General features: G+C 48.7%; 21 protein-coding genes and 1 tRNA gene. 8 read left to right on the top strand and 14 right to left on the bottom strand.

Features of this window, described 5'->3' with window-relative positions:
• Positions 1-4 precede the first annotated feature (4 nt).
• Positions 5-184 carry a DUF5951 family protein gene (locus JLG71_RS28620; protein WP_225623243.1) on the bottom strand — a complete coding sequence of 60 codons (180 nt, stop codon included), beginning with the start codon at positions 182-184 and terminating at the stop codon, positions 5-7.
• A gap of 6 nt (positions 185-190) precedes the next feature.
• Between JLG71_RS28620 and JLG71_RS09915 the strand changes: the two genes are divergently transcribed.
• The 7 genes from JLG71_RS09915 to JLG71_RS09885 all read left to right on the top strand — a co-directional run bounded on the left by JLG71_RS09915 (position 191) and on the right by JLG71_RS09885 (position 8,006).
• Positions 191-266: transfer RNA gene (locus tag JLG71_RS09915), tRNA-Asn, on the top strand.
• A 161-nt stretch (positions 267-427) separates the two neighbouring features.
• Positions 428-1,678, top strand: a complete 1,251-nt coding sequence (locus tag JLG71_RS09910) for a tyrosine-type recombinase/integrase (protein WP_049112341.1) — start codon at positions 428-430, stop codon at positions 1,676-1,678.
• A gap of 759 nt (positions 1,679-2,437) precedes the next feature.
• Positions 2,438-3,886, top strand: a complete 1,449-nt coding sequence (xylB, locus tag JLG71_RS09905) for a xylulokinase (protein WP_072351807.1) — start codon at positions 2,438-2,440, stop codon at positions 3,884-3,886.
• Positions 3,883-4,908: an ABC transporter permease gene (locus JLG71_RS09900; RefSeq protein ID WP_032693575.1), complete on the top strand. Its 1,026-nt coding sequence runs from the start codon at positions 3,883-3,885 to the stop codon at positions 4,906-4,908. The genes xylB and JLG71_RS09900 overlap by 4 nt, the downstream gene beginning before the upstream one ends.
• A 41-nt stretch (positions 4,909-4,949) precedes the next feature.
• Positions 4,950-5,930 (top strand): substrate-binding domain-containing protein, encoded by a 981-nt coding sequence (locus JLG71_RS09895; protein ID WP_049112342.1) that lies wholly within the window; start codon positions 4,950-4,952, stop codon positions 5,928-5,930.
• 22 nt (positions 5,931-5,952) lie between these two features.
• Complete coding sequence (locus JLG71_RS09890) at positions 5,953-7,461, top strand: sugar ABC transporter ATP-binding protein (protein ID WP_020439335.1); 1,509 nt, start codon at positions 5,953-5,955, stop codon at positions 7,459-7,461.
• Positions 7,462-7,721: 260 nt separating this feature from the next.
• Complete coding sequence (locus JLG71_RS09885; protein ID WP_049112343.1) at positions 7,722-8,006, top strand: DUF3892 domain-containing protein; 285 nt, start codon at positions 7,722-7,724, stop codon at positions 8,004-8,006.
• 51 nt (positions 8,007-8,057) lie between these two features.
• On the opposite strand, the gene hxlB is transcribed toward JLG71_RS09885, so the two are convergent.
• The 12 genes from hxlB to JLG71_RS09825 form a co-directional block, all read right to left on the bottom strand.
• On the bottom strand, positions 8,058-8,618 hold the full coding sequence (hxlB, locus tag JLG71_RS09880; RefSeq protein WP_049112345.1) for a 6-phospho-3-hexuloisomerase: 561 nt from the start codon (positions 8,616-8,618) through the stop codon (positions 8,058-8,060).
• 15 nt (positions 8,619-8,633) lie between these two features.
• Positions 8,634-9,386 carry an SDR family NAD(P)-dependent oxidoreductase gene (locus JLG71_RS09875; RefSeq protein ID WP_015697030.1) on the bottom strand — a complete coding sequence of 251 codons (753 nt, stop codon included), beginning with the start codon at positions 9,384-9,386 and terminating at the stop codon, positions 8,634-8,636.
• A 109-nt stretch (positions 9,387-9,495) separates the two neighbouring features.
• Positions 9,496-10,140, bottom strand: a complete 645-nt coding sequence (gene rpe, locus JLG71_RS09870; RefSeq protein ID WP_049089944.1) for a ribulose-phosphate 3-epimerase — start codon at positions 10,138-10,140, stop codon at positions 9,496-9,498.
• Between the two features lie 24 nt (positions 10,141-10,164).
• The gene (locus JLG71_RS09865; protein WP_020439340.1) at positions 10,165-11,418 is read right to left on the bottom strand and encodes a PTS transporter subunit IIC; all 1,254 of its coding nucleotides are present in this window, start codon (positions 11,416-11,418) and stop codon (positions 10,165-10,167) included.
• 24 nt (positions 11,419-11,442) lie between these two features.
• Positions 11,443-11,736: a PTS sugar transporter subunit IIB gene (locus JLG71_RS09860; RefSeq protein ID WP_024359913.1), complete on the bottom strand. Its 294-nt coding sequence runs from the start codon at positions 11,734-11,736 to the stop codon at positions 11,443-11,445.
• Between the two features lie 18 nt (positions 11,737-11,754).
• Complete coding sequence (gatA, locus tag JLG71_RS09855; protein WP_181523129.1) at positions 11,755-12,204, bottom strand: PTS galactitol transporter subunit IIA; 450 nt, start codon at positions 12,202-12,204, stop codon at positions 11,755-11,757.
• Positions 12,205-12,623: 419 nt separating this feature from the next.
• The gene (locus tag JLG71_RS09850; protein ID WP_015697025.1) at positions 12,624-13,592 is read right to left on the bottom strand and encodes a sugar-binding transcriptional regulator; all 969 of its coding nucleotides are present in this window, start codon (positions 13,590-13,592) and stop codon (positions 12,624-12,626) included.
• Between the two features lie 198 nt (positions 13,593-13,790).
• Complete coding sequence (locus JLG71_RS09845) at positions 13,791-14,102, bottom strand: hypothetical protein (RefSeq protein ID WP_072351805.1); 312 nt, start codon at positions 14,100-14,102, stop codon at positions 13,791-13,793.
• A gap of 223 nt (positions 14,103-14,325) precedes the next feature.
• Positions 14,326-15,087 (bottom strand): thiol:disulfide interchange protein DsbG, encoded by a 762-nt coding sequence (dsbG, locus tag JLG71_RS09840; protein WP_049112396.1) that lies wholly within the window; start codon positions 15,085-15,087, stop codon positions 14,326-14,328.
• Positions 15,088-15,177: 90 nt separating this feature from the next.
• Positions 15,178-16,530: a glutathione-disulfide reductase gene (gorA, locus tag JLG71_RS09835; protein WP_064375575.1), complete on the bottom strand. Its 1,353-nt coding sequence runs from the start codon at positions 16,528-16,530 to the stop codon at positions 15,178-15,180.
• A 34-nt stretch (positions 16,531-16,564) separates the two neighbouring features.
• Positions 16,565-17,788 (bottom strand): MalY/PatB family protein, encoded by a 1,224-nt coding sequence (locus tag JLG71_RS09830; RefSeq protein WP_049112349.1) that lies wholly within the window; start codon positions 17,786-17,788, stop codon positions 16,565-16,567.
• A gap of 130 nt (positions 17,789-17,918) precedes the next feature.
• Positions 17,919-18,767: a DMT family transporter gene (locus tag JLG71_RS09825; protein WP_049112351.1), complete on the bottom strand. Its 849-nt coding sequence runs from the start codon at positions 18,765-18,767 to the stop codon at positions 17,919-17,921.
• Positions 18,768-18,955: 188 nt separating this feature from the next.
• Here JLG71_RS09825 and JLG71_RS09820 point away from each other — a divergent pair, with 188 nt between their 5' ends.
• Entirely contained in the window at positions 18,956-19,450 is a 495-nt protein-coding gene (locus JLG71_RS09820) for a thioredoxin family protein (RefSeq protein WP_024359916.1), read from the top strand.
• A gap of 244 nt (positions 19,451-19,694) precedes the next feature.
• Here the strand turns inward: JLG71_RS09820 and JLG71_RS09815 are convergent, their stop codons facing one another.
• Positions 19,695-20,447 carry an alpha/beta hydrolase family protein gene (locus JLG71_RS09815; RefSeq protein WP_007374395.1) on the bottom strand — a complete coding sequence of 251 codons (753 nt, stop codon included), beginning with the start codon at positions 20,445-20,447 and terminating at the stop codon, positions 19,695-19,697.
• Between the last annotated feature and the right edge of the window lie 27 nt (positions 20,448-20,474).

Below are 20,474 nucleotides of genomic sequence, written 5' to 3'. Positions count from 1 at the left end.
GACCTTAGTGAGAAAAGTTGAAACTACATTTCAAATGATGATAGAGAAAAGCTAATCCTGCAAAGCATTTTTCCCGATAAATTGTCGATAATGGCGACAATTTGTTGATGGATGCGCCAGCTGAGCCTCGGACGGCGAATAGATGTTTGACAAAAGTTTTTTCGCCGCTAAGATACGACTCCACAACGATTCCTCTGTAGTTCAGTCGGTAGAACGGCGGACTGTTAATCCGTATGTCACTGGTTCGAGTCCAGTCAGAGGAGCCAAATTCTTGTTTTCATGCCTCTTTGCGAATCCTTATGTGATTTAGATTCAATAAGTTAGCGCGAAAAATCTTCCCGATGTATTTTTAGTTTTCTCTCCGCATCGGGAGAATTTGGTGGTCAGATTTGGGGTCATGTTGGTTCGATGACGGAGTGACCCCCAAATGTCTCTTAACGACACAAAAATCCGCAACTTAAAACCATCCGCTAAACCCTTCAAAATTTCCGATTCCCATGGTCTGTACCTGTTGGTTAATCCAGGCGGTTCACGTCTCTGGTATCTCAAATATCGTATCAATAGAAAAGAATCTCGCCTTGGCTTAGGCGCCTACCCTGACGTGTCTTTAGCTAATGCTCGTCAACAGCGTGATGGTATCCGTAAACTCCTCGCGCAAAATATCAATCCAGCACAACAGCGCTCTGCTGAAAGAACCACTTCCACACCAGAAAAAACCTTCAAACATGTGGCACTGGAGTGGCATAACAGCAACCGAACATGGTCTGAGAACCACGCATCCCGCCTGCTTGCCAGCATGAACAATCATATATTCCCTGTGATTGGACACTTGCCGGTAGCTGAACTGAAACCTCGTCACTTTATCGACCTGCTGAAAAGCATTGAGAAAAAAGGTCTGCTGGAAGTCGCAGCACGTACCCGGCAGCATATGTGCAACATAATGCGTCATGCTGTGCATCAGGAGTTGATAGAGCACAATCCCGCGGCAAATCTGGAGGGTATCATCGCCCCGCCAGTTAAACGTCATTACCCCGCCCTTCAGTTGGAGCGACTACCGGAACTGTTGGCACGCATTGAGGACTACAAGCAAGGACGAGAGTTAACCCGCCTGGCTGTCTCACTCACCCTTCACCTATTCATCCGTTCCAGCGAACTGCGTTTCGCCCGTTGGTTTGAGATCGATTTCAAAAATAGAATCTGGACCATTCCTGCCACTCGCGAGTCCATCCCCGGCGTCCGCTACTCTGGCCGTGGTGCAAAAATGCGTACTCCACATATCGTTCCACTCTCCTGTCAGTCTATTGCTATTCTGAAACAGATACGGGAAATATCCGGACATCAGGAACTTATATTCCCCGGCGATCATAATCCGTATAAACCGATGTGCGAAAACACGGTCAATAAGGCGCTACGCCTGATGGGCTATGACACAAAAGATGAAATCTGCGGCCACGGATTTCGGGCAATGGCATGTAGTGCCCTGATGGAGTCTGGCCTATGGGCGCAGGATGCGGTTGAACGGCAGATGAGTCACCAGGAGCGTAACAGCGTTCGAGCGGCTTACATCCATAAAGCAGAATATCTCGATGCCCGTAAAGCGATGATGCAATGGTGGTCAGATTATTTGGACAGATGCAGAGAGGAATTCGTGCCACCCTATGTCAGGGGCCGCCAGTAGCAGATGGTATGAACCTTAGGATGTGACTAATTGGTAATTTTGAAAAAGGGTTCAGCTAATGGACCCTGTTTTAATTTGCATAAACAGCCATAGAAATGATCGGTCCACAGTCATTTCTCATAGCCAGATAGGCATTCTCACCACGCATTTTTTGCCGCAGGATATCTCGGTAACATCAGAAATGTGGAAACAAGATCTGGTTGAGGCGAAAAGTTCATTTAACTCAACAATCCCCCCTGAGGTTATTATCATAGTGCCGTTTGATTTCGGATAAACCATGGCATACTGCCAATGTATGCGGGGAATTGCTTTTATTAACCGTCTCTTAAACATTGAGACCATTTATTATGAGCTTTCTGTATCACATCCCCAGCACGTTCATCTCACTTGATTATTTGCAAATAAAACCCCTTCAAATAACTGCCCTTGCCAAAATAAACAATCTTAAACTCCATACAGAAGATCAAGCTCAGAGCTAATTTCTACCTGACCGCAAAAAATCAAGGTTATTTCACTGTTCAAACGAACAAACCATCAGAGCTGCCAGGTGAAACTAAAAGTGAGAGCTACGTAACGTTCCCTTAACACGACAATTGACGAATTTATTACGGTGGGTATTGTTTATATCTTACAAACGAGCAAACAAAACTGATCATATGAGCACAAAACTGAGTATCTAAAACCATAACCCAGTTTGCTTGTCATTCAGTTATCGCTTTCAGCTCTGTCATTTCTTAACGATAGTTCAGAGGTAGTTCAATGAAACAGGACCTTGTTGCGGGTATAGATTCCTCCACCCAGTCTTGTACCGTCATGCTGCGTAGTCTTGAAAATGGCAAGGTGATCGCACAGGCTCGTAAGTTGCATCCACCGACCACACCGCCGTGTAGCGAGCAGGATCCGCAAGCCTGGTGGGATGCATTAGTCTCCGCGCTCACTGAATTAAAACAATGGTGGCCACGTATTGCAGGTCTGGCTGTCGGTGGCCAGGGGCACGGCCTCGTCATGCTTGATAATCACGATCGCCCGCTGCGTCCTGCGAAGCTGTGGAATGACACGGAGTCTGCACCGCAAGCGCGTGAATTGTGCGAGAAGATTGCTCCGGAAGAATGGGCACGCCTGACGGGCTCCGTTCCGGGGCCAGCAATGACCATTTCTAAACTGGCCTGGACAGAACAAAATTATCCGGGGCTGCTGGAAAAAGCCCACCGCATCATGCTGCCGTTTGATTATCTGGTTTACCGTCTGAGCGGTAGCTTTGTGTGCGAGCGCGGCGGGGCATCCGGTACGGGTTACTTCAACCCCTTCACCAATAGCTGGGAACCACAGCTGGCAGCGGTGGTTAACAGTCAAATTGACTGGATTTCCCGCTGGCCCACTATCATCCCGTCGCATCAACCTGCAGGCGTGGTGAAGTTGATGCCTGAGCTGGAGGAACTGGCGGGTGCAATCGTGGGTGTCGGGACCGGCGATAACATGTCTGCCGCACTGGGTATGAACCTGAAAACCGGTGATACCGGTATCTCTATCGGGACCAGCGGTACGTTATATGGCATCACCAGGAAAGGGATTACCGACAGCACCGGCACCATCAACGGTTATGCCGATGCGGCCGATCGCTTTATCCCCATGATTACTACATTGAACTCCGCCAAAGTCACCGATACATTTCGCAAAATGCTGCGCGTTACCCCTGACGAATTCGACGAGCTCGCGCTGAGTTCGCCACCCGGCGCCAACGGTCTTCAGCTTGTTCCGTGGCTGGACGGCGAGCGCACCCCCAACCTTCCTGACGCCACGGGACACATGCGCGGATTACGTACCACCACAACGATGCAGGATATGGCTCGCGCCACCGTGGAAGGCGTACTGTGCGGCCTTCTGGCGGGCGGTCTGGTACTGAAACAACATGGCTTCACTGACGACGGTCGCATTGTTGTCACCGGCGGCGGCGCAAAGTCACGAGCCTATCGTCAGATTCTGGCTGACCTGACGGGCAAGCCCGTTTGGATTTCTCCGGTGGGTGAAACGGCAGCCGCGGGTGCAGCCATTCAGGCTGCTGCTGCCGTGCTGGGATGCACAAATATTGAAATGGCCGATCGCTGGAGTGTGCCGCTTGAGAAAGTGGCCGAGCCACAACAAGATGCGCGCCATGTCCTGGACGCTTACGTTACCTATGCCAATGCATTATCAGGAGAGCTGCAATGAGTTCAATAACTACCCCTGCAAAAATCAAACCGCCTAAGCAGCCGCTCAAAGTCCCTGCAGAAGCGGGTATCGCCGTTGTTTTCTTACTGGTCATGCTGGGCGGGTTTATCGCCACGCCTAACTTCCTGACTGTTTCGAACATGATGGTGTTGCTTCTGAACGGCGCGGTCATCGGCTTCCTTTGCCTGGGACAATCCTTTGTCCTGCTGACCGGGGGTATCGACCTCTCCTGCGGCTCCATCGTGGCGATGACCTGCGTGGTTGCAGCTTTGCTGATGGAGAAATTTGGCATTCCGTGGCAGCTTGCCGTACCCATCGTTTTGGCGGTGGGTGCGCTGAGTGGGCTGGTAAATGGTCTGATAATCGAACGCACCGGCGTGCCGCCATTCATTGTCACTTTTGCGATGATGGGGGTTGCGGCATCCATACCACAAATTATCACCGGCGCCGAATCGATACGCGTGACGCAAATTGGTTACAGCCTCATCGGTCAGTCAAAACCGCTGGGTATTCCGTTCCCTGTCATAGCGCTGCTGCTGGCCATTGTTATTGGTGTCATCTTCCTGCGCCGCACCATCACCGGGACTCACATCTATGCGGTAGGCGGTAACGCAGATGCTGCACGCTTATCGGGGATCAGCATTCCACGCATCACCCTGTTGGTGTATGCAATTTCCGGGCTTTGTGCGGCATGCGGCGGCCTGATTTATGGATCGCGTCTGATGACAGGCTATCCGACGGCGGGCCGTGGTGACGAACTGTTCTTCTCAATAGCGGGTGCGGTGGTAGGTGGCGTCAGTCTGTTTGGCGGCACTGGCAGCCTTATCGGCGCGATGATTGGCGCCATGCTTATTGCCTCAATATCGAATCTGATGAACGTGCTGAACGTCAGTGCCTACTGGCAGCCGCTGGTCATCGGCCTGATCATCCTGTTCGGCGTCACTTTCGATACCTTACGTACCTCGAAAAAAATCGTGATCCCCTGGCTCAAAGTCAGGAAGTCACGCAAAACACAACAATAACGCTTCTTAAACCCTGACCTACATATATCCAGGAGATAAACATGAAACTCCGTACCACAATCACCGCAGGTGCAGCGATAGTCGCACTGTCCTGCATGCTCGCCGGCTGTAACCGTGAGGATACTGAAAGCACCGTGGGTGCCGGCAAAAAAACATTGGGCGTTACGCTGCCGAACCTCACCAACCCTTATTACGTTGCCATGAAAAAAAGCTTTGAAGACAATGCAGCGGCACAGGGCTTGAACGTAAAAATTTCGATTGCTGATAATGACGATGCCAAGCAACTTTCGCAGGTGCAGAACTTCATTGAACAGAAGGTGGATGCGGTCGCAGTGAACTGCGTCTCCTCAGGCCCGTGCGTGTCGATCATAAACCAGCTTAATCAGGCAAAAATTCCGGCGTTTGCCATCAACATCCTTCCGGATACCGAGGGGATGAAGCAGCAAAACGTCACGCTGGTTCAAGGTGTTCAGACCGATCAGCGTGAAGGCGGCAAGCTCATTGGCCAGCAGTTGTTGAAAGACATTGGTGAAAATGGCACGGCGACAGTGGGTATCGTGGGAGAACCAACATCCATTGCCGCAAATGCACGTGATGAAGGCTTCAAGGAAGCCGTGGCATCCAACAAAAACATTAAGTTCGTCGCGCTGGTCAATGGCAAAGTAGAAGAAACAACCTCCCTGAAAGTCACCACTGAAATGCTGCAGGGCAGGCCAGAAATTAACGTCGTGTACTCAGACACCGAACCTTCCGCGCTCGGGTCACTGGCGGCAATCCAGCAACTGGGGGTCAGTGACAAAGTGAAGCTGTATGCGTTTGTGGATAAAGAAGGCGTCAAAGCCGTTCAGAACAACAGCATATTGAAAGCCGGTGCGATTCAGGAGCCGGTTAAACTGGCTCAGTTGCTGGTTGAAAATGCCAAGAAGAGTCTGAACGGTGAACAGGTTCCAGCCATGATCAACAACCCACCGCTGCTGGTCACCAAAGACAACGCAGCATCGGTAATGGGTTCAGCATACTGACTTAAGTGAAAGGCGAAGAATGATGAATTATGTGGCGAAGCAGGTCAAAATCGGTTTTTCGGGTGTGCAGGTTCTCCACGGTGTGGATTTCAGCGTAAAGCCTGGCGAGATCCACGGCCTCTTTGGCCATAATGGGGCGGGTAAATCAACGCTACTGAAAATCCTGGCGGGCGTTAACACGCAGGATAGTGGAGAGCTGATGATCGGCGAAACGCCGGTGCACCTTGCTTCGCCACGGGATGCACTCAACAAAGGTATTGCTTGTGTGTATCAGGAACTCCGTCTCATTCCCGGCATGAGCGTCTGGCAAAACCTTTTTCTCGGACGTGAATGTCGTAAAGGCAGTGGCTTTATAGATGATGCAAGTATGATCGCGCATACCGAGAAAGTACTAAATGATTACCATCTGAGTTTCAGCGCTACCGCGCTGGTCAAAAATCTGTCACATCCTGAAAAGCAGATGCTGGAAGTGGTTTCTAACCTTGATCGCGACGCCCGTTTTCTTTTCCTCGATGAACCGACGACCGCGCTGGAAGGTGCGCAGGCAGAAGAACTGCTGCAGGCAGTACAACGTATCGCACGCGAAAAGCAGATTGGCGTAGTGCTGGTCTCTCATAAATTAGACGAAGTGTTGGGTGTTTGTGATGAAGCAACCGTCATGTGCGGCGGCCGAGTGATTTATAACGAAGGCAAAAAGACGCTGAGCAAAAGCGCCATCATTGACGCTATTGTGGGCGATGCAAATGCTTATCAGGCGCCGTCTAACAGCCGTAGTCTGATCCGCGGCGCGATGGGCAAACCCTGGCTCTCGGTCACAAACCTGCAGACTGATCGCCTGAAAGGCATCAACCTTGAGGCATATCGCGGGGAAATTTTGGGTATATACGGGCTGGCCGGCGCAGGCCGAACGCGCTTGTGCCAGACGCTGTTTGGGTTGGAAACCGTTACCGGTGGTGACATCCGGCTGGGTCACAAAGAATACCATCCTTCTTCACCGGCAAAAGCCATTGATAAGGGGATTGCTTACCTGACAGAAGAACGTAAAAAAGATGGCTTCATTCCTCAGATGTCGAGTTATGCCAACGCCATGCTGCCGGTTCTGAAAAAATTCCGTTCTGGCGGATTTGTCAGTCACAGCGCTGCGCGGCAGGCCGCCGCTGAGTTGCTAAGCAAGATGAATACGCTGGGAACGCTGAGCGGACCGATTAAATCGCTTTCCGGCGGCAATCAGCAAAAAGTTCTGCTCGCCAGGGTCATTGCGCAAAACGCCAATCTGGTATTGCTGGATGAGCCGACCAAAGGCGTCGACATTGGGGCAAAAGCGGATATTTATCGCATCATCCATCAGTTGGCAGATAAAGGCTGCTGCGTCATCGTGGTATCGAGTGAGGAAGAGGAATTGCTGGACGTGGCAGATACCATTACGGTGTTCCGACAGGGTAAATGCGATGGTGTGATCATTCCTGCACGCGACCTTAAACCCGCAGATCTTCGCAAAGCCGCATGGGAGCATGCTGAAGCCCAGGCTTAGGGCACTCATTCCGAACAGAACGCATCCAACGGCCAGCTTAGCTGGCCGTTTTTGTTTCAGCATTTGATTAACGTTATAGCTGCCCTCCTGCAGAAGACCCAAACAAATTGCATCAAGTGAGTTACCCCGCATACAGGCTCTGAGCGCTGGCGCAAAATGAGTGGAAAAATTGTGCAATCTGTCATTGGCATATTTGCAACAGGGCAGATATTAAGTTGTGCAAAGTGGCTATACGGCATAGCGCAGCAGGGGCAAGAGAAATGGCAGACTTTTACATCTCGGGTGTACGCAGAGACAATGCAGGGCAACACATTCAGTACGTTAAAATCATCAAAGCCGGTAATGGGGAGAAGGACGCATCAATTAACTCGCGTCAGTTTGTCGCTGAGTTGATAAATGCCGGTAAGACAAGCTTTCAAACAATTAACTACGTGAATGACAAGTGGGTTTATGGGGCAATGGTTCATGTTATTGATGGGATTTATCTCACGACTGATCCTAATGATACCAAATGCGATGACCTGGGTAATTTGCCCACTTTTTAATTATGCGATGTTATAAGCGAATGAGCGCTTCCAGCGAAGCGCTCAGTGTCATTACTCAAAATCAGCGTGTCGTTTAAACATGGTTTCACTGGTTTCACGCAGTTGGTCCATGAGTTCAAGCACGATGGCATCGTAGGTGATAAAGCAGAGTTGCTCGAAAGAGGAACCCATTGGCTGCGAAAACTGGCCCAGAGTGCGATCGTTTTCAGTTTTGACCGTTCCCGGTAATACCAGCACGCAGTTGGCCAACTGGCCAATCGCAGAGTCTTTTTTCATGGTGACCAGCGCCACGTCGACACCACACTCAACGGCTTTCTGCGCAAGGCTCTTGAGACTGCCTGTTTCGCCACTGCCTGAACCAATAATTAACAAATCACCCGCTTTCGTATGAGGTGATGAAATTTCCCCAACTACGCTGACCGAGAAGCCTAAATGCAATAAACGGTTAGCGAACGCGCGGATGGCAATACCGCTGCGCCCTGCACCTTGCAGGAAAATATGCTTCGCATTGCGGATCTTTCCGATAAAATGCTGTGCCTGATCATTGTCGATATTGAGCGCGTTTTGTTCTAGTTCCCTGAGAATACTGACAGTATTTTCTTGAACACCCATTTTCTTTTCCTCCGGTCAGGCAATTGTACGGCCACCATCCATGAGGATCGTCTGTCCCTGGATGTAAGAATTTGACTTATCAGCAAGGAAGATGGCCAGGTTTGCGACATCATCGATTGTGCCCAGACGACGGACCGGAATTTTCTCCAGTACTGCGTCTAAATCTGCCTGCGTCGGGTAATTAACACGCATCATTTCGCCGGTGTCGATAAGACGCGGCGCGATAGCGTTGACGTTAACACCTTTTGGACCCAACTCCTTCGCCAGACCACGAATAAGACCTTCCCCCCCCGCTTTACTGGCCGGATAGCTCACCCCCCCGCCAGTACCTGACAGCGCAGAACCGGAGGAGATGTAAACGATTGAACCCTGGTTAGTTAAGAAGTCATCGTAAAATGCTTTGACCGTATTGAATAAACCCGTCAGGTTGATTGAGAGTGTTTTGTTCCACTCTTCGAAAGTAATGTCTTTGACTTTATTGGCAAAAGCGACACCTGCGTTCAAAACCAGAATGTCGATACGGCCATAAGTTTCGATAACTTTTCTGCGCACTTCAGCCAGTGCCTGCGGATCAGAGACGTCCGTTTTGACAAAGAGCGATTTAACATTGCCAAAGGTCAGTTCTTGCGCAGTTTTGATGCCATTAGCCTCGTTATAATCGACAATGACGGTATGCGCACCGCGTTCGGCGAATTGTTTTGCAATTCCTTTACCAATCCCATGCGCACCACCGGTAATTAGCGCAACTTTACCTTCAAAATGACTCATCGGTTGTTCTCCTGAATCTTTGTACTTAACGTGAGAGGAATCCCCCACGTCTGCGGTCTACATAATGATTACGCGCTCAATTAAGAGCGCGTGAATGTATGTTGGATACTTAATGCATGACAGACTTTAATGCCTGATAGCTTGCTTTAGGGTTGTCATTAAATAATGCGCCACCGACAACAATTAAATCAGCACCCGCCTCCTGTACTTTTTCCGCTATTTCCAGATTAACGCCACCGTCGACTTCAATTTGAATGTGTCGGCCAGCAATCATTTCTCTGGTTTTCCTGATTTTCTCGAGGCTTTTCTCGATGAAAGTCTGCCCGGGTTGCCCCGGGTTAATGGTCATAATCAGGATGTAATCAATATCGTCCAACAAATATTCCAGAACACTTTCAGGCGTACCCGGATTGATGACCACACCGGCTTTTCGCCCGGCCTTTTTTATTTTCTGTAAAATAAAATGCACATGCGGCGTTGATTCATAATGCACTGAGATCATTTCTGCGCCAGTATTGATAACATCATCAATATGTCTTTCAGGATTAGCCAGCATCATGTGTACGTCGAAAGTCATTTTGCTGGCTTTTTTCATTGCAGAAATTTGATTCGGCCCAAAGGCAATATTATTTACGAAGGTTCCATCCATTAAATCAACATGCAATATTTCAGTGTTCTCTTCTTCTAAAAAACGGAGCTCATCTTGCAGACTTAAGATATTCGCGCCAAAAATTGATGGTAAAATCTGTGCCATGGTAAGCAAACCTCATTTTTAAAATCAATGGAATACAGTGCTCAACCAATACGTCAATACTTCCCACGGGCCAGTCAGTACAAAGTCAGTACCCTGCCCCTGCAAGCCGACGCCTGCGCCATGCAGGAATTGGGTTGCACCCGGAGCCACATACCCTCCTAAATACATCACGACAATACTGAACAGTAAGGTTGAAATAATTGAGCGGATGACGTTTCCGTTGCTGGCCATTACGGTCATGGTTGTCATATAGATGATTGACATCAGAACGCCGATGGGGAAAATCATGATCCCCGGTAAAATCAGTGCGCAAAGCATGGTCAACGGAATGGTGATAACGGTGACGGTGATGGTCGCTGGGTCGCCCAGTGCCAGGGCACAATCCATACCGATGTTCAGTTCGGCGTCTTTACCCATCTGCTTTTGCATAATCTCTTTGGCACTTTTCCCAATTGGAGACAGTCCTTCCATCAGGACACCCACCACTTTAGGCAGGAGCACCATTACCGCAGCCACCCCCATTGCCATCGGGACAATAGTGGTCACAGGCTGTTTCGTCAGCAGTCCAAGCAGACAACCTACAATGACACCGATGATAGCGGGTTCACCAAACACACCCAGACGTTTCTGTACGCTCTCCAAATCAACGTCGAGCTTGTTCAGGCCGGGGATCAGGTCGATAATTTTATTGACCAGCAGTGCAAAAGGTAATGTCCAGCCTATATGGATCATGGTGGTACAGGTCGTCCCTTCCAGGCCATAATATTTCTGCCAACGGGGAGCAATTAAATCGCCAATAAACAGAGCGATAACGCTAAGTGCGACTGCCACGCCAAAACCGATAAAGAAGCTGTCAAACACGAAATAGGCCAGCGCGCCGGGAACCAGGAAGTGCATATAATTCCAGATATCAACGTTCAGCGTTTTGGTTAATTTAAGCCGAACAAGTAGCAAATTAAGAATAATACCCACTGGAACAACTAAAGCGGCAAAGGGTGCCACCCATGCGGCCGCGCCCACCGCAGGCCATCCGATATCAGCCACAGTGAATCCGCTTCCCAGTTTTGAATAGTAGGCAATTGCCGGCTGCAGGGATGTACTCAACAGATTAACAACCAAACCTAAACCAATAAAACCGATACCCACGGTGATACCAGACTTAATGGCAGCACCGACTTTCATGCGGAAAACCAAACCCAAAATGAAGATGACAAGTGGTAGGATTGCCGTTGCCCCCATGCTTGTTATCGTTAGCATTATGTTTTTTAACATGTCCATCTTGTCATCCCCTGTGTTTTCTTATTAGTTTTTAGCCAGCTCTGTTAATAAATCCCCTAGTTTTTTTCGTAACACAGCTTCATTAATCCCGGTGATAAACCCGGCCACACTCATATGCGGTTTTCCGATATCACCTTTGTAGTTATTCGTGGTTAAAATCACATCAGCATTCTGTAATTCAGAAGGAAGTTCTGACATGCTGCATTTATTTATTTTGAACTGAGTAATGCCATATTCTGTACACACGGATTTCACTTCATCAGCAGCGATAGTTGACGTTGCGACACCGCTCCCGCAGGCTACGAGGATATTAATCATCATTATGCTCCTGAACTCTTATTGCATGACGGTGGAAATAAAAAGTGCCTGCGCTTTCTCGGAAGGAAGCTCAAGTAAATTTTGATAAAAGTCTTCCATTTGAAGATTACTAAAAAGGGCCTTCAGCAGTTGCAACTGATTAGCCGGATCGGTAACGACCAAATTGATAATGAGTTTGACCCACAATTTATCGTCGCCATCAGCCTGATCAACCTGAACCGGTTCAGGTAAGCGAATAATATAAATCGACGGGCTGTTGGCCTGGTTGCTGTCGCAATGTGGGATCGCCACAGAATAACCATCAAGCAAAATACCGGTTGGATACATGGCTTCGCGTTCGCGCAGTGCTGCCAGATAGGTCTTTTTCACTATCCCTTCTGAATACAGCCTTTCATGGATGTGCTGCAGCACCTCATCGTAATTTTTGAATGCTGCACCATCTGCAACATTAATAGCGACTGTACTCACCTTTTCACCTCGCTTTTTTGCTCATTAGAGCAAACACAATAGATCACATGAGCATTTATAGCATGCCAATTTTCCGCGCAAACAGAAAACATGCAAAAGTTATAAGCTGATCACAAAATAAATGCATAAGTGCACGTAAATAATTGCTCATATGAGCAACATCGAGTAATTCATCTTTTAGATCAATCAAGTCAACCGGAGAGGGGAAGTAAAATTTTTATTATAAATCAGACGGATAATAGATTTTTTGAAGGATTATATATGCGAACTGACCTATGTCAGAGGATTTGGCCATGCTCTGATCTAAGTCATGAGGGTTTACTGAATGACTGATAGCAGTGCCTAATGCATGCCTGAGAGGAAGGTGATCAAGGGCGCGGGCTACGCCCCTGTTGCTGATGTTCCGGGATCTATTTCAATCAGGAATTGACAAGCTTCACCGCAGTATCGAAGTCAGTGATTAACACATCTAAAAGGCCTGACTTGAGGGAAGCGACGATGCCTTCATACTTCTGTTCTCCCCCCGCCACACCAATCACGGTTTTCGTGTTACGCAATTGTTCGGTTGAAATACCAAACCCAAGACGGCTCATCGGGCTATCAAGGATCTCGCCTTTACTGTTAACGAGAGTAATGCAGACATCCGCAGCGATATCTTTCTCAAACAGATTTTTTTGCCACGACTCGGGAAAAATATCACACAAACTGGATGAGCCCGTTTTCCAGGCGCCAATACCGGTGATGACAACATCCAGCTGAGAATAATATTGTTGGGTATCCACCACAGCCGGATCACTGGCCAGTTTTTGGGCCAGGCTTTCATCATCCACCCACATCGGCACATACATAGGATGAGCCTTGCCCTGAGAGATAGTCGACAGTCTGTGGATAAGGTCGATCGGACCCTGGCTAAATTCAATGCCGGGATGAACGCCAGATAGCTGAACAACATCTAATGCCGGCAAGCTGGTGAGTTGACTCACTGTGCTGGATAAAACGCGTCCCCAGGCAATACCAACCTTCATTCCCTCAGCGAGATTATTGTTGAGATAACTTGCAGTGATACCCCCCAGCTTCTCATTCAGTTCTTCCTGATTGGACCAGGATTCTGACACGGAAAGCACGATTGCCTTCTGCAGACCATACTTTCCGCAGAGATTAAGTGCGATCTCTTCGTCAAGCAGTTGCTGCTTTGGAAAGAGAAACTTCACATACTCTTCCTTTATTGCCTCATCGATAAGACGCGCCGCTTTAAATCTCGAAATCTCGAGTTCTTCAGCAATCTCAGTTTTGGTCTTCATCTCAACAAAGTAACGTCGGACGACGAGAGAATAGATATAGCGGGGATCGTAACCTGACCAGCGGCTGTTTTTTATACGTTTAGGCATAGAGCATTCCATCTTCATCCAAAGACAATATCAGCTGAGTTAAACTGTTACCCCTGCAATTTACTCATAAGAGTACACTTTTACCTGCTCTTTTGACATGAGCAAATGAGTCTTATCTTTTGGCGGTGTGATAGCTGACACATCTGATGATAATGGGTGAAGAGAGCAGAGTTTTTTAGACGGTGGCAAGGCTTTACATTATGTGCTCTCAATCAGTGACGCTGTGGCCTGTGATTTCTGTTTTTTGGCGTGAAACGGGTTACATTGCTCATGTGTTCCTCGCAGATAAAAATGCCCATCTGGTGTGGCCTGAGTTCCACCGGGACAACCATTCATCCCAGATTTTCCGTTTTTTCCATTAAGACCAGCCCCACCGTTTTGATTACCGATTACCACGGATCCCCCTTTTCCTCCAGTTCCGCCTTTCCCGCCTTCACCTCCCTGACAGGCAAACGCTATAACGGAAAATCCCGTTAAAAAAAGATAAGAAAACAATTGAGCTCTGTTCATGTCTTTTCTCCAGGTTGCATCGGGTTTCGTTAGTTAGGGTAGCTGATTTACATTTCAATCCGTTCACTTTGCGCTGCGCCATTCTAAAGCAGTACAAAACACATAGCGAAAAGATCTGATAGCCACATAAGCACAAGATAAAAATAGGATTTTAAGGGGTGTACTCATAAAATCCCCACATCCATGTGTGAATTTACCCATTTCGCAGCCAGTGACTCAGAAACTATTTACACGCTATAAGATTGGCCATCTGTTCCTGGTCCGGCAGACCGACGATCTGTTGAAGCATGTTGGCGTGGTTAAGATAATAAATTGCTGGCGTACCGCTTGCCCCCACATCTTCCATCAATTTCTGGTTGTATTGGATCTGCGAGAAAATCGGCTGCGGCGTTTTCTCCAAAAGTGCAGGCTTGTTTTTGCCACCCGACAACTCGAAATCCTGCCAGACCTTCGCGGGGTTTTCAGAAGACAATATCGCAGCCGCGTAACGGCCACTGTCGGGCTGCATGACACCCACTAACTGCGTTTTCAAAGCGATTGTATTGTCCTTAATATAGGGCTGCACTTCCTGTCTGAATTTTGTACAGTAAGGACAAAAAGGATCGGCAAACACGACAATCTGACAATTTGCATTATTGCTGCCTTCCGTGATACCGGCAGCTTTGGACAGTGTTTTCCACATCTCGCGGCCAGCAGGGATGTAAATCTCCTCTTTTATGACCTGTTCGCTGAGGTTACTTCCATTCTCATCGTACATATAACCTGATATGGCATGTTTTTTATCGGGGGTCAGATAAATTGTCACCCCCGTTCCCTGATATTTTCCCAACCAGCCCTGAACCCCACCGGGAGCCGTGAAGGGTTTGATTATTTCTATACCTTGTTTTTCCAACTGCTTGATCGGTGCGGGAAGCGCTGCGGGCGTTGCTGCCTGAACCTGCGAGCCGATAAGTGCAGCAGATAACGCGAGGATGTATTTGTTCATTCTTATCTCAATATAATACGTACTCATTACGGGCCGTTGTTTAACAAACCTCCAGCCCTCCCGTCACGTGCTAAATGGCACTACTCACCATTATCTCATCGTGACAAATTCTTCTGCCGCAGTTGGGTGAATTGCCACGGTATTGTCGAAGTCTCTCTTCGTTGCTCCCATTTTCAGCGCAACAGCAAAGCCTTGCAGTATTTCATCCATGCCTAAACCGATACCGTGGATACCGACGATTTTCTCTTCCAACCCCACACATACCAGCTTCATGCGGGATGGCTGGCGATGACGCGTCACGCCGGTGTACATGGCGGTAAAAGATGACTGATAAACTTTCACCTGATCATCACCATATTCCTCACGCGCCTGGGGTTCAGTCAGGCCAACGGTACCTATTGTTGGGTGGCTAAAGACGACTGTGGGGATATTGTTGTAATCCAGATACTCATCCGGCTTGTTGTTAAACAAGCGTTCTGAAAGGCGACGGCCCGCAGCAACAGCTGCCGGTGTTAACTCAACCGCACCGGTATTATCACCCACCGCGTAAACACCCGGCACGTTGGTATTCTGATATTTATCAACTTTGACGTACCCTTTTTCATCGAGTTCAACACCCGCCATCTCAACGTTCAACTTGTCATTGGCTGGCTCACGGCCAATCGCCCAGATCAAACAGTCAACCGTTTGTTCACGACCATCTTCCAGCTTCAGTGTCAGGCTGCCGTCCTGGTTTTTGACCACTGCAGTGGGGATCGCTTGGGTGTGCAACGTTGGGCCTTCGACGTTCATGACTTCAACCAGTGTTTCTGTGAGCAACGGGTCAAAACTGCGCAAAGGCGCATGCTTACGTACGAACAAATGGGTTTTTGACCCCAATGCATTGAGAACACCTGCCAGTTCAACAGCAATGTAGCCTGCACCAACAACTGCAGTGCGCTCCGGTAGCGCCTCAAGCGCAAAAAAACCATCTGAATCAATTCCGTATTCCGCTCCCGGAATAGAGGAATGGCTAGGGCGACCACCGGTGGCTATCAATATATGGTCAGCGGTAATCGTTTCCCCGTTGACCTCCACCGTATGCGCGTCCACAAACCGGGCAAAACCTTTGATGACATCTACCTTGTTTTTACCTAACACATTTTCGTATGAAGTATGAATACGATCGATATAGGCACTGCGGTTTTTTAGCAAGTTAGCCCAGTCAAGGCGGTTTAATGTGGTATCGAAGCCATAGTCTGGGCCATAAAGATGAATGGCCTCTGCGATTTGCGCAGCGTGCCACATTATTTTTTTCGGTACACACCCCACATTGACGCAAGTCCCGCCCAACTCCCGCGCTTCAATCAAAGCGCATTTCTGCTCATACATCGCCGCACGGTTGATTGAGGCGATACCACCGCTACCACCACCAATCGCGATATAGTCATAGTGTTTCGTCATTTTGTTCTCCAGGCAGCATCGCTGCGGTCATCGTTCAGGTAGCATCGCCAGAACTCGCACTCAATGCCTTGCTTATGCGGTTGAGCCCCTCAGCAAGCATAGCGCGTGGACAAGCCAGATTAAGGCGGATGTGCCCGTCGCCGTTACTGACAAACATTTGCCCCCCTTCAAGCAATACACCCGCATGTCTGGCAAAAAAGAGGGTTACCTCTTCCTGATTACTGACATCTACCAAACGAGAGATATCAATCCAGGCAAGATAAGTCCCTTCCGGAATGATAAAACGGGCCAGCGGATGATATGTCCCCAGGTAGTCCTGCAGAAAACGGAAGTTCTCGTCAATGTAGTGCCTGACCTGAGTCAACCACTCATCGCACTCGGACCAGGCGGCCTTGTTAGCCACCAGGCTCAGCGGAGAGATAAAATCATCATGCAGGCGAAGCCATTCGGCTCTCACTGAGGCATCAGGGATCATGATGTTTGCAAGCAGGTTACCCGCCAGGTTGAACGTTTTGCTGGTCGACATGCAGGTGATAATTTTATGATTTTCAGGAAAAATTGACGCGGCGGGGATATGCGTGACACCCGAGCGGGATAAATCACAGTGGATTTCATCAGAAATAACCCACACATCATGTTTAAGGCATAACGCTATCATTTTCTGCAACTCATCACGTCGCCAAACTCGCCCGGTGGGATTATGCGGGTTACAGAGAAAGAAGGCTTTAATTCGCTGCTGCTCATCGCTCAGGGCTTGTTCCATTGCCTCAAAATCTACCGCCCAGTGGCCTTCGTTATTTCTAAGCGGGCAATCGACGACGCGACGACCGCTATAGTCTCCGGCTTTTTTAAACGGTGCGTAAGAAGGGGTCAGGATGAGGATGCTGTCTTCTTCGTGGGTCAGTAACGGCACCAATCGGTTAAGCGCAGGGATAATACCAGGGGAGAAAACAATGCTTTCTTCCTGAAACCGATATCCGTAATTCCTTTCACACCAGGCCCCAAAAATCTCATAGTAATCCCTGTCATAAATGCGGGTGTAGCCAAGAATTTTTTTATCTAACCGGGAACGTATGGCTTCAAGCACCGGCTCGGGGGTGGAAAAAGCCATATCTGCTACCCAGAGGTTTATAAAACCATTGGCCGGTACTTCCGGCGCGGGGCCTTCATGGGCACCAAACATATATTCACGCCAGCCGTCGACGGTTAAGCTGTCTGTCCCTGCCCTGTCCACTGCTTCATCAAAATCGTATTTCATAGAGGTTACCCGATTAGTTTATCCAAAGAGGTCACAGCGTCACTGATTTTGCTAACGATTAGATATTCCTTTGCTTTAAAACCTAAAAAACCATTTGCAGAGTGATCAAGTCATGACTGGCACGTTGATATCAGTGCCGTATTTTCTGCCCCGGTGCCTTGATCACCAACATAATGCCCGCAAGGACTGCCAGCGTTGAAAATGCCATTCTGAGGCTCAGTGACTCGCCCAAAAATGTTACGCCTCCCAGCATCGCCAGACAGGGCACACTCAACTGAACCGTACTGGCTGCAACAGACTCAAGACGAGGTAAAAGTGAATACCACAGCACATAGGCTCCGGCAGAAGCACCCGCACCAGAGAGCACTGCCAGGAGAATTCCGATACCGTCGAAGTGCGCTCCCTGGCTAATGAACGGCGACAACACCAGGGCAAAAGGTACAGCAAGGATGAAATTTGCCGCAGTGGCCTGCGCTGCGCTGGGAGAGCGCTTTCCGCAGAGGGTATAAGCCGCCCAGGCAAGGCCTGAAAGCGCCATCAGAACAGCGCTGCCCAAGGGGGGCGTTTTGGCACCAGGTAAGAGAAGAGCAGCCATGCCGGCTACAGCCAGCCCAAGCCCCGTTGCTCTGGAAAAAGACAGCCTTTCCCCATGGAAAAGGCCATGGGCCACCATCGCCAGTTGCACAACGCCAAACAAGAGCAAAGCACCTGTTCCTGTATCCAAATGGATATAGGCAAGGGAGAAACACAGGGCGTAGGCCATAAGAAAGAACCCGCTTTTCAAGCTCCAGACGCCCTGCTTTTTCCCCTCACGTCTCAACAACAGTGGTAATAAGACCACCGCCCCGCTCATCAGGCGAAGGTCACTGAACGTCACCGGGTCAATATGTTCGCCTTTCAACGCAATCCGACAGAGCACAGAATTGGCTGCGAATGCCATCATTGCTATCACTATCTTGAATCCAACAGACCGCCCCATCAGCGTGACGCCTCAAAATTAACAAATTACGTGATAATCTATCAATTAGTAGGTAGGATGGCAATATCTACTTATGGCAGCCAGACACTAAAATGGTACGCCTTTTCAGGTCATGCATGGAGAATTGGCCTTTATCATTGCCAGATTTATGTGAAGCCTTAGCCCCCGTTACTAACAAAGGAGAACATATGCAAGATTTCAACGTACTGCTCGAAGCAGCATCAGATTATAACGAATTTGTTGGCAGCGGAGCAGAAGAAGACCGCAATGCATTACGGCATTTTGAGGGGCTTGCCAACGAGGCATTACCTGACGATGTCATTAGTAAGCTCTCGCAACTTCCGGGTTCGTACAGCATTCTGGTAGCTGCTGAAATGTGGTGCCCCGACTGCCATAAAAACTTGCCTGTAATCCATGCCATTGCCGCGTCAGCGCCGGCAATACGTCTGGGTATTATCACCCGCGACAAGGCTGAAGCCGTCTTTAAGGCACACTTTGGTGTCGATAAAGTCAAAATTCCGTTTGCCGTGGTACTGGATGAGAACGCGACTCCGCTGGGGCAGTTTATTGAACGACCTGAAAATGCTACCGGCAACAATGGAGAAGTGAGCGAGAGGTACAAAAACGGTGAGCTTCTGGTCGATACCGCCCGCGAAGTGACTTCAATTTTTCCAGGAAAATAAGAGAGCGTTAAAGTTAAATTAATTGAATCTCAACTTGAAGGTAATAAACCTGGAAGTTGAGCAATGCCAGGGAAATAATAAAAATAAACCATAGCAACAATGCCCTTAGCCCTGCATCTAAGCAGGGCTTTTTTCGCGTAAAGAAAGCATGCTACGCAGTTTTGTATGTGCAATCAAAATGCTACACCCGTTTATTCAGTGGCCAACGACAGCACCAGCAGCTTCGCGAAGCTTTACACGCCCTCTAAATGTAAGCAGAACTCCAGGCAACGATAATCCCGGCAACATATTCCGCATCCTGAGGATGCGTCAGAAGATGATCTGCTTCACCCAGTGAGATAAAGCTTTTGGGGTGTCTGGCGGCTTTAAAAATTTTCTCTGCCTGTTCAATCAGCACGGTATCATCATTGGGAGCATGAAAAATCAGCAGCGGCTTATTCATGGTAAATACCTTCTCCGCTATTTTATGCTCCTGAATGTTATCCAGCATTTGCTTTTTGAGCGTGAATACCCGGCCTGCAAGCTCTACCGGGAAAGCGCCATGGTTCCTGATATCTTCGATATTGTCTTTGAACAACCGCTGTACATGCGTCAATTCGCCTGGCGAACCTATGGTTACGACCGCTCTGGCTTCAGGCACTTTGGCTGCAATAGAGAGGATTGCCGAACCGCCAAGGCTGTGACCAATCAGCAGCGAAGGAGCCTCGTATTCCCGACGAAGATAATCGACCGCGCACAGCAGGTCAGAAATATTCGAGGAAAAATTGGTATTGGAAAAATCGCCTTCGCTGTTGCCTAACCCGGTGAAATCAAAGCGAAGCACCGCAATTGAATTTTCTGTCAGTTTCCTGGCAATGCGTGCAGCACCTTTCAGATCCTTCCCGCAGGTAAAGCAGTGCGCCAACAGGGCAAAGGCTTTTGGATTTTCTGGCAATTCAAGCAACCCGGCAAGTTCCTCACCTTCTGCATTTTTGAAGGTAAATTTCAATTTTTTCATTATGTTAACTTTAAGAATGGTTGAATT

This window comes from Klebsiella michiganensis (genome assembly GCF_015139575.1).
Lineage (GTDB): Bacteria > Pseudomonadota > Gammaproteobacteria > Enterobacterales > Enterobacteriaceae > Klebsiella > Klebsiella michiganensis.
The sequence above is the reverse complement of the archived record's forward strand: the minus strand, read 5'-3'. Positions and strand labels throughout refer to the sequence as shown.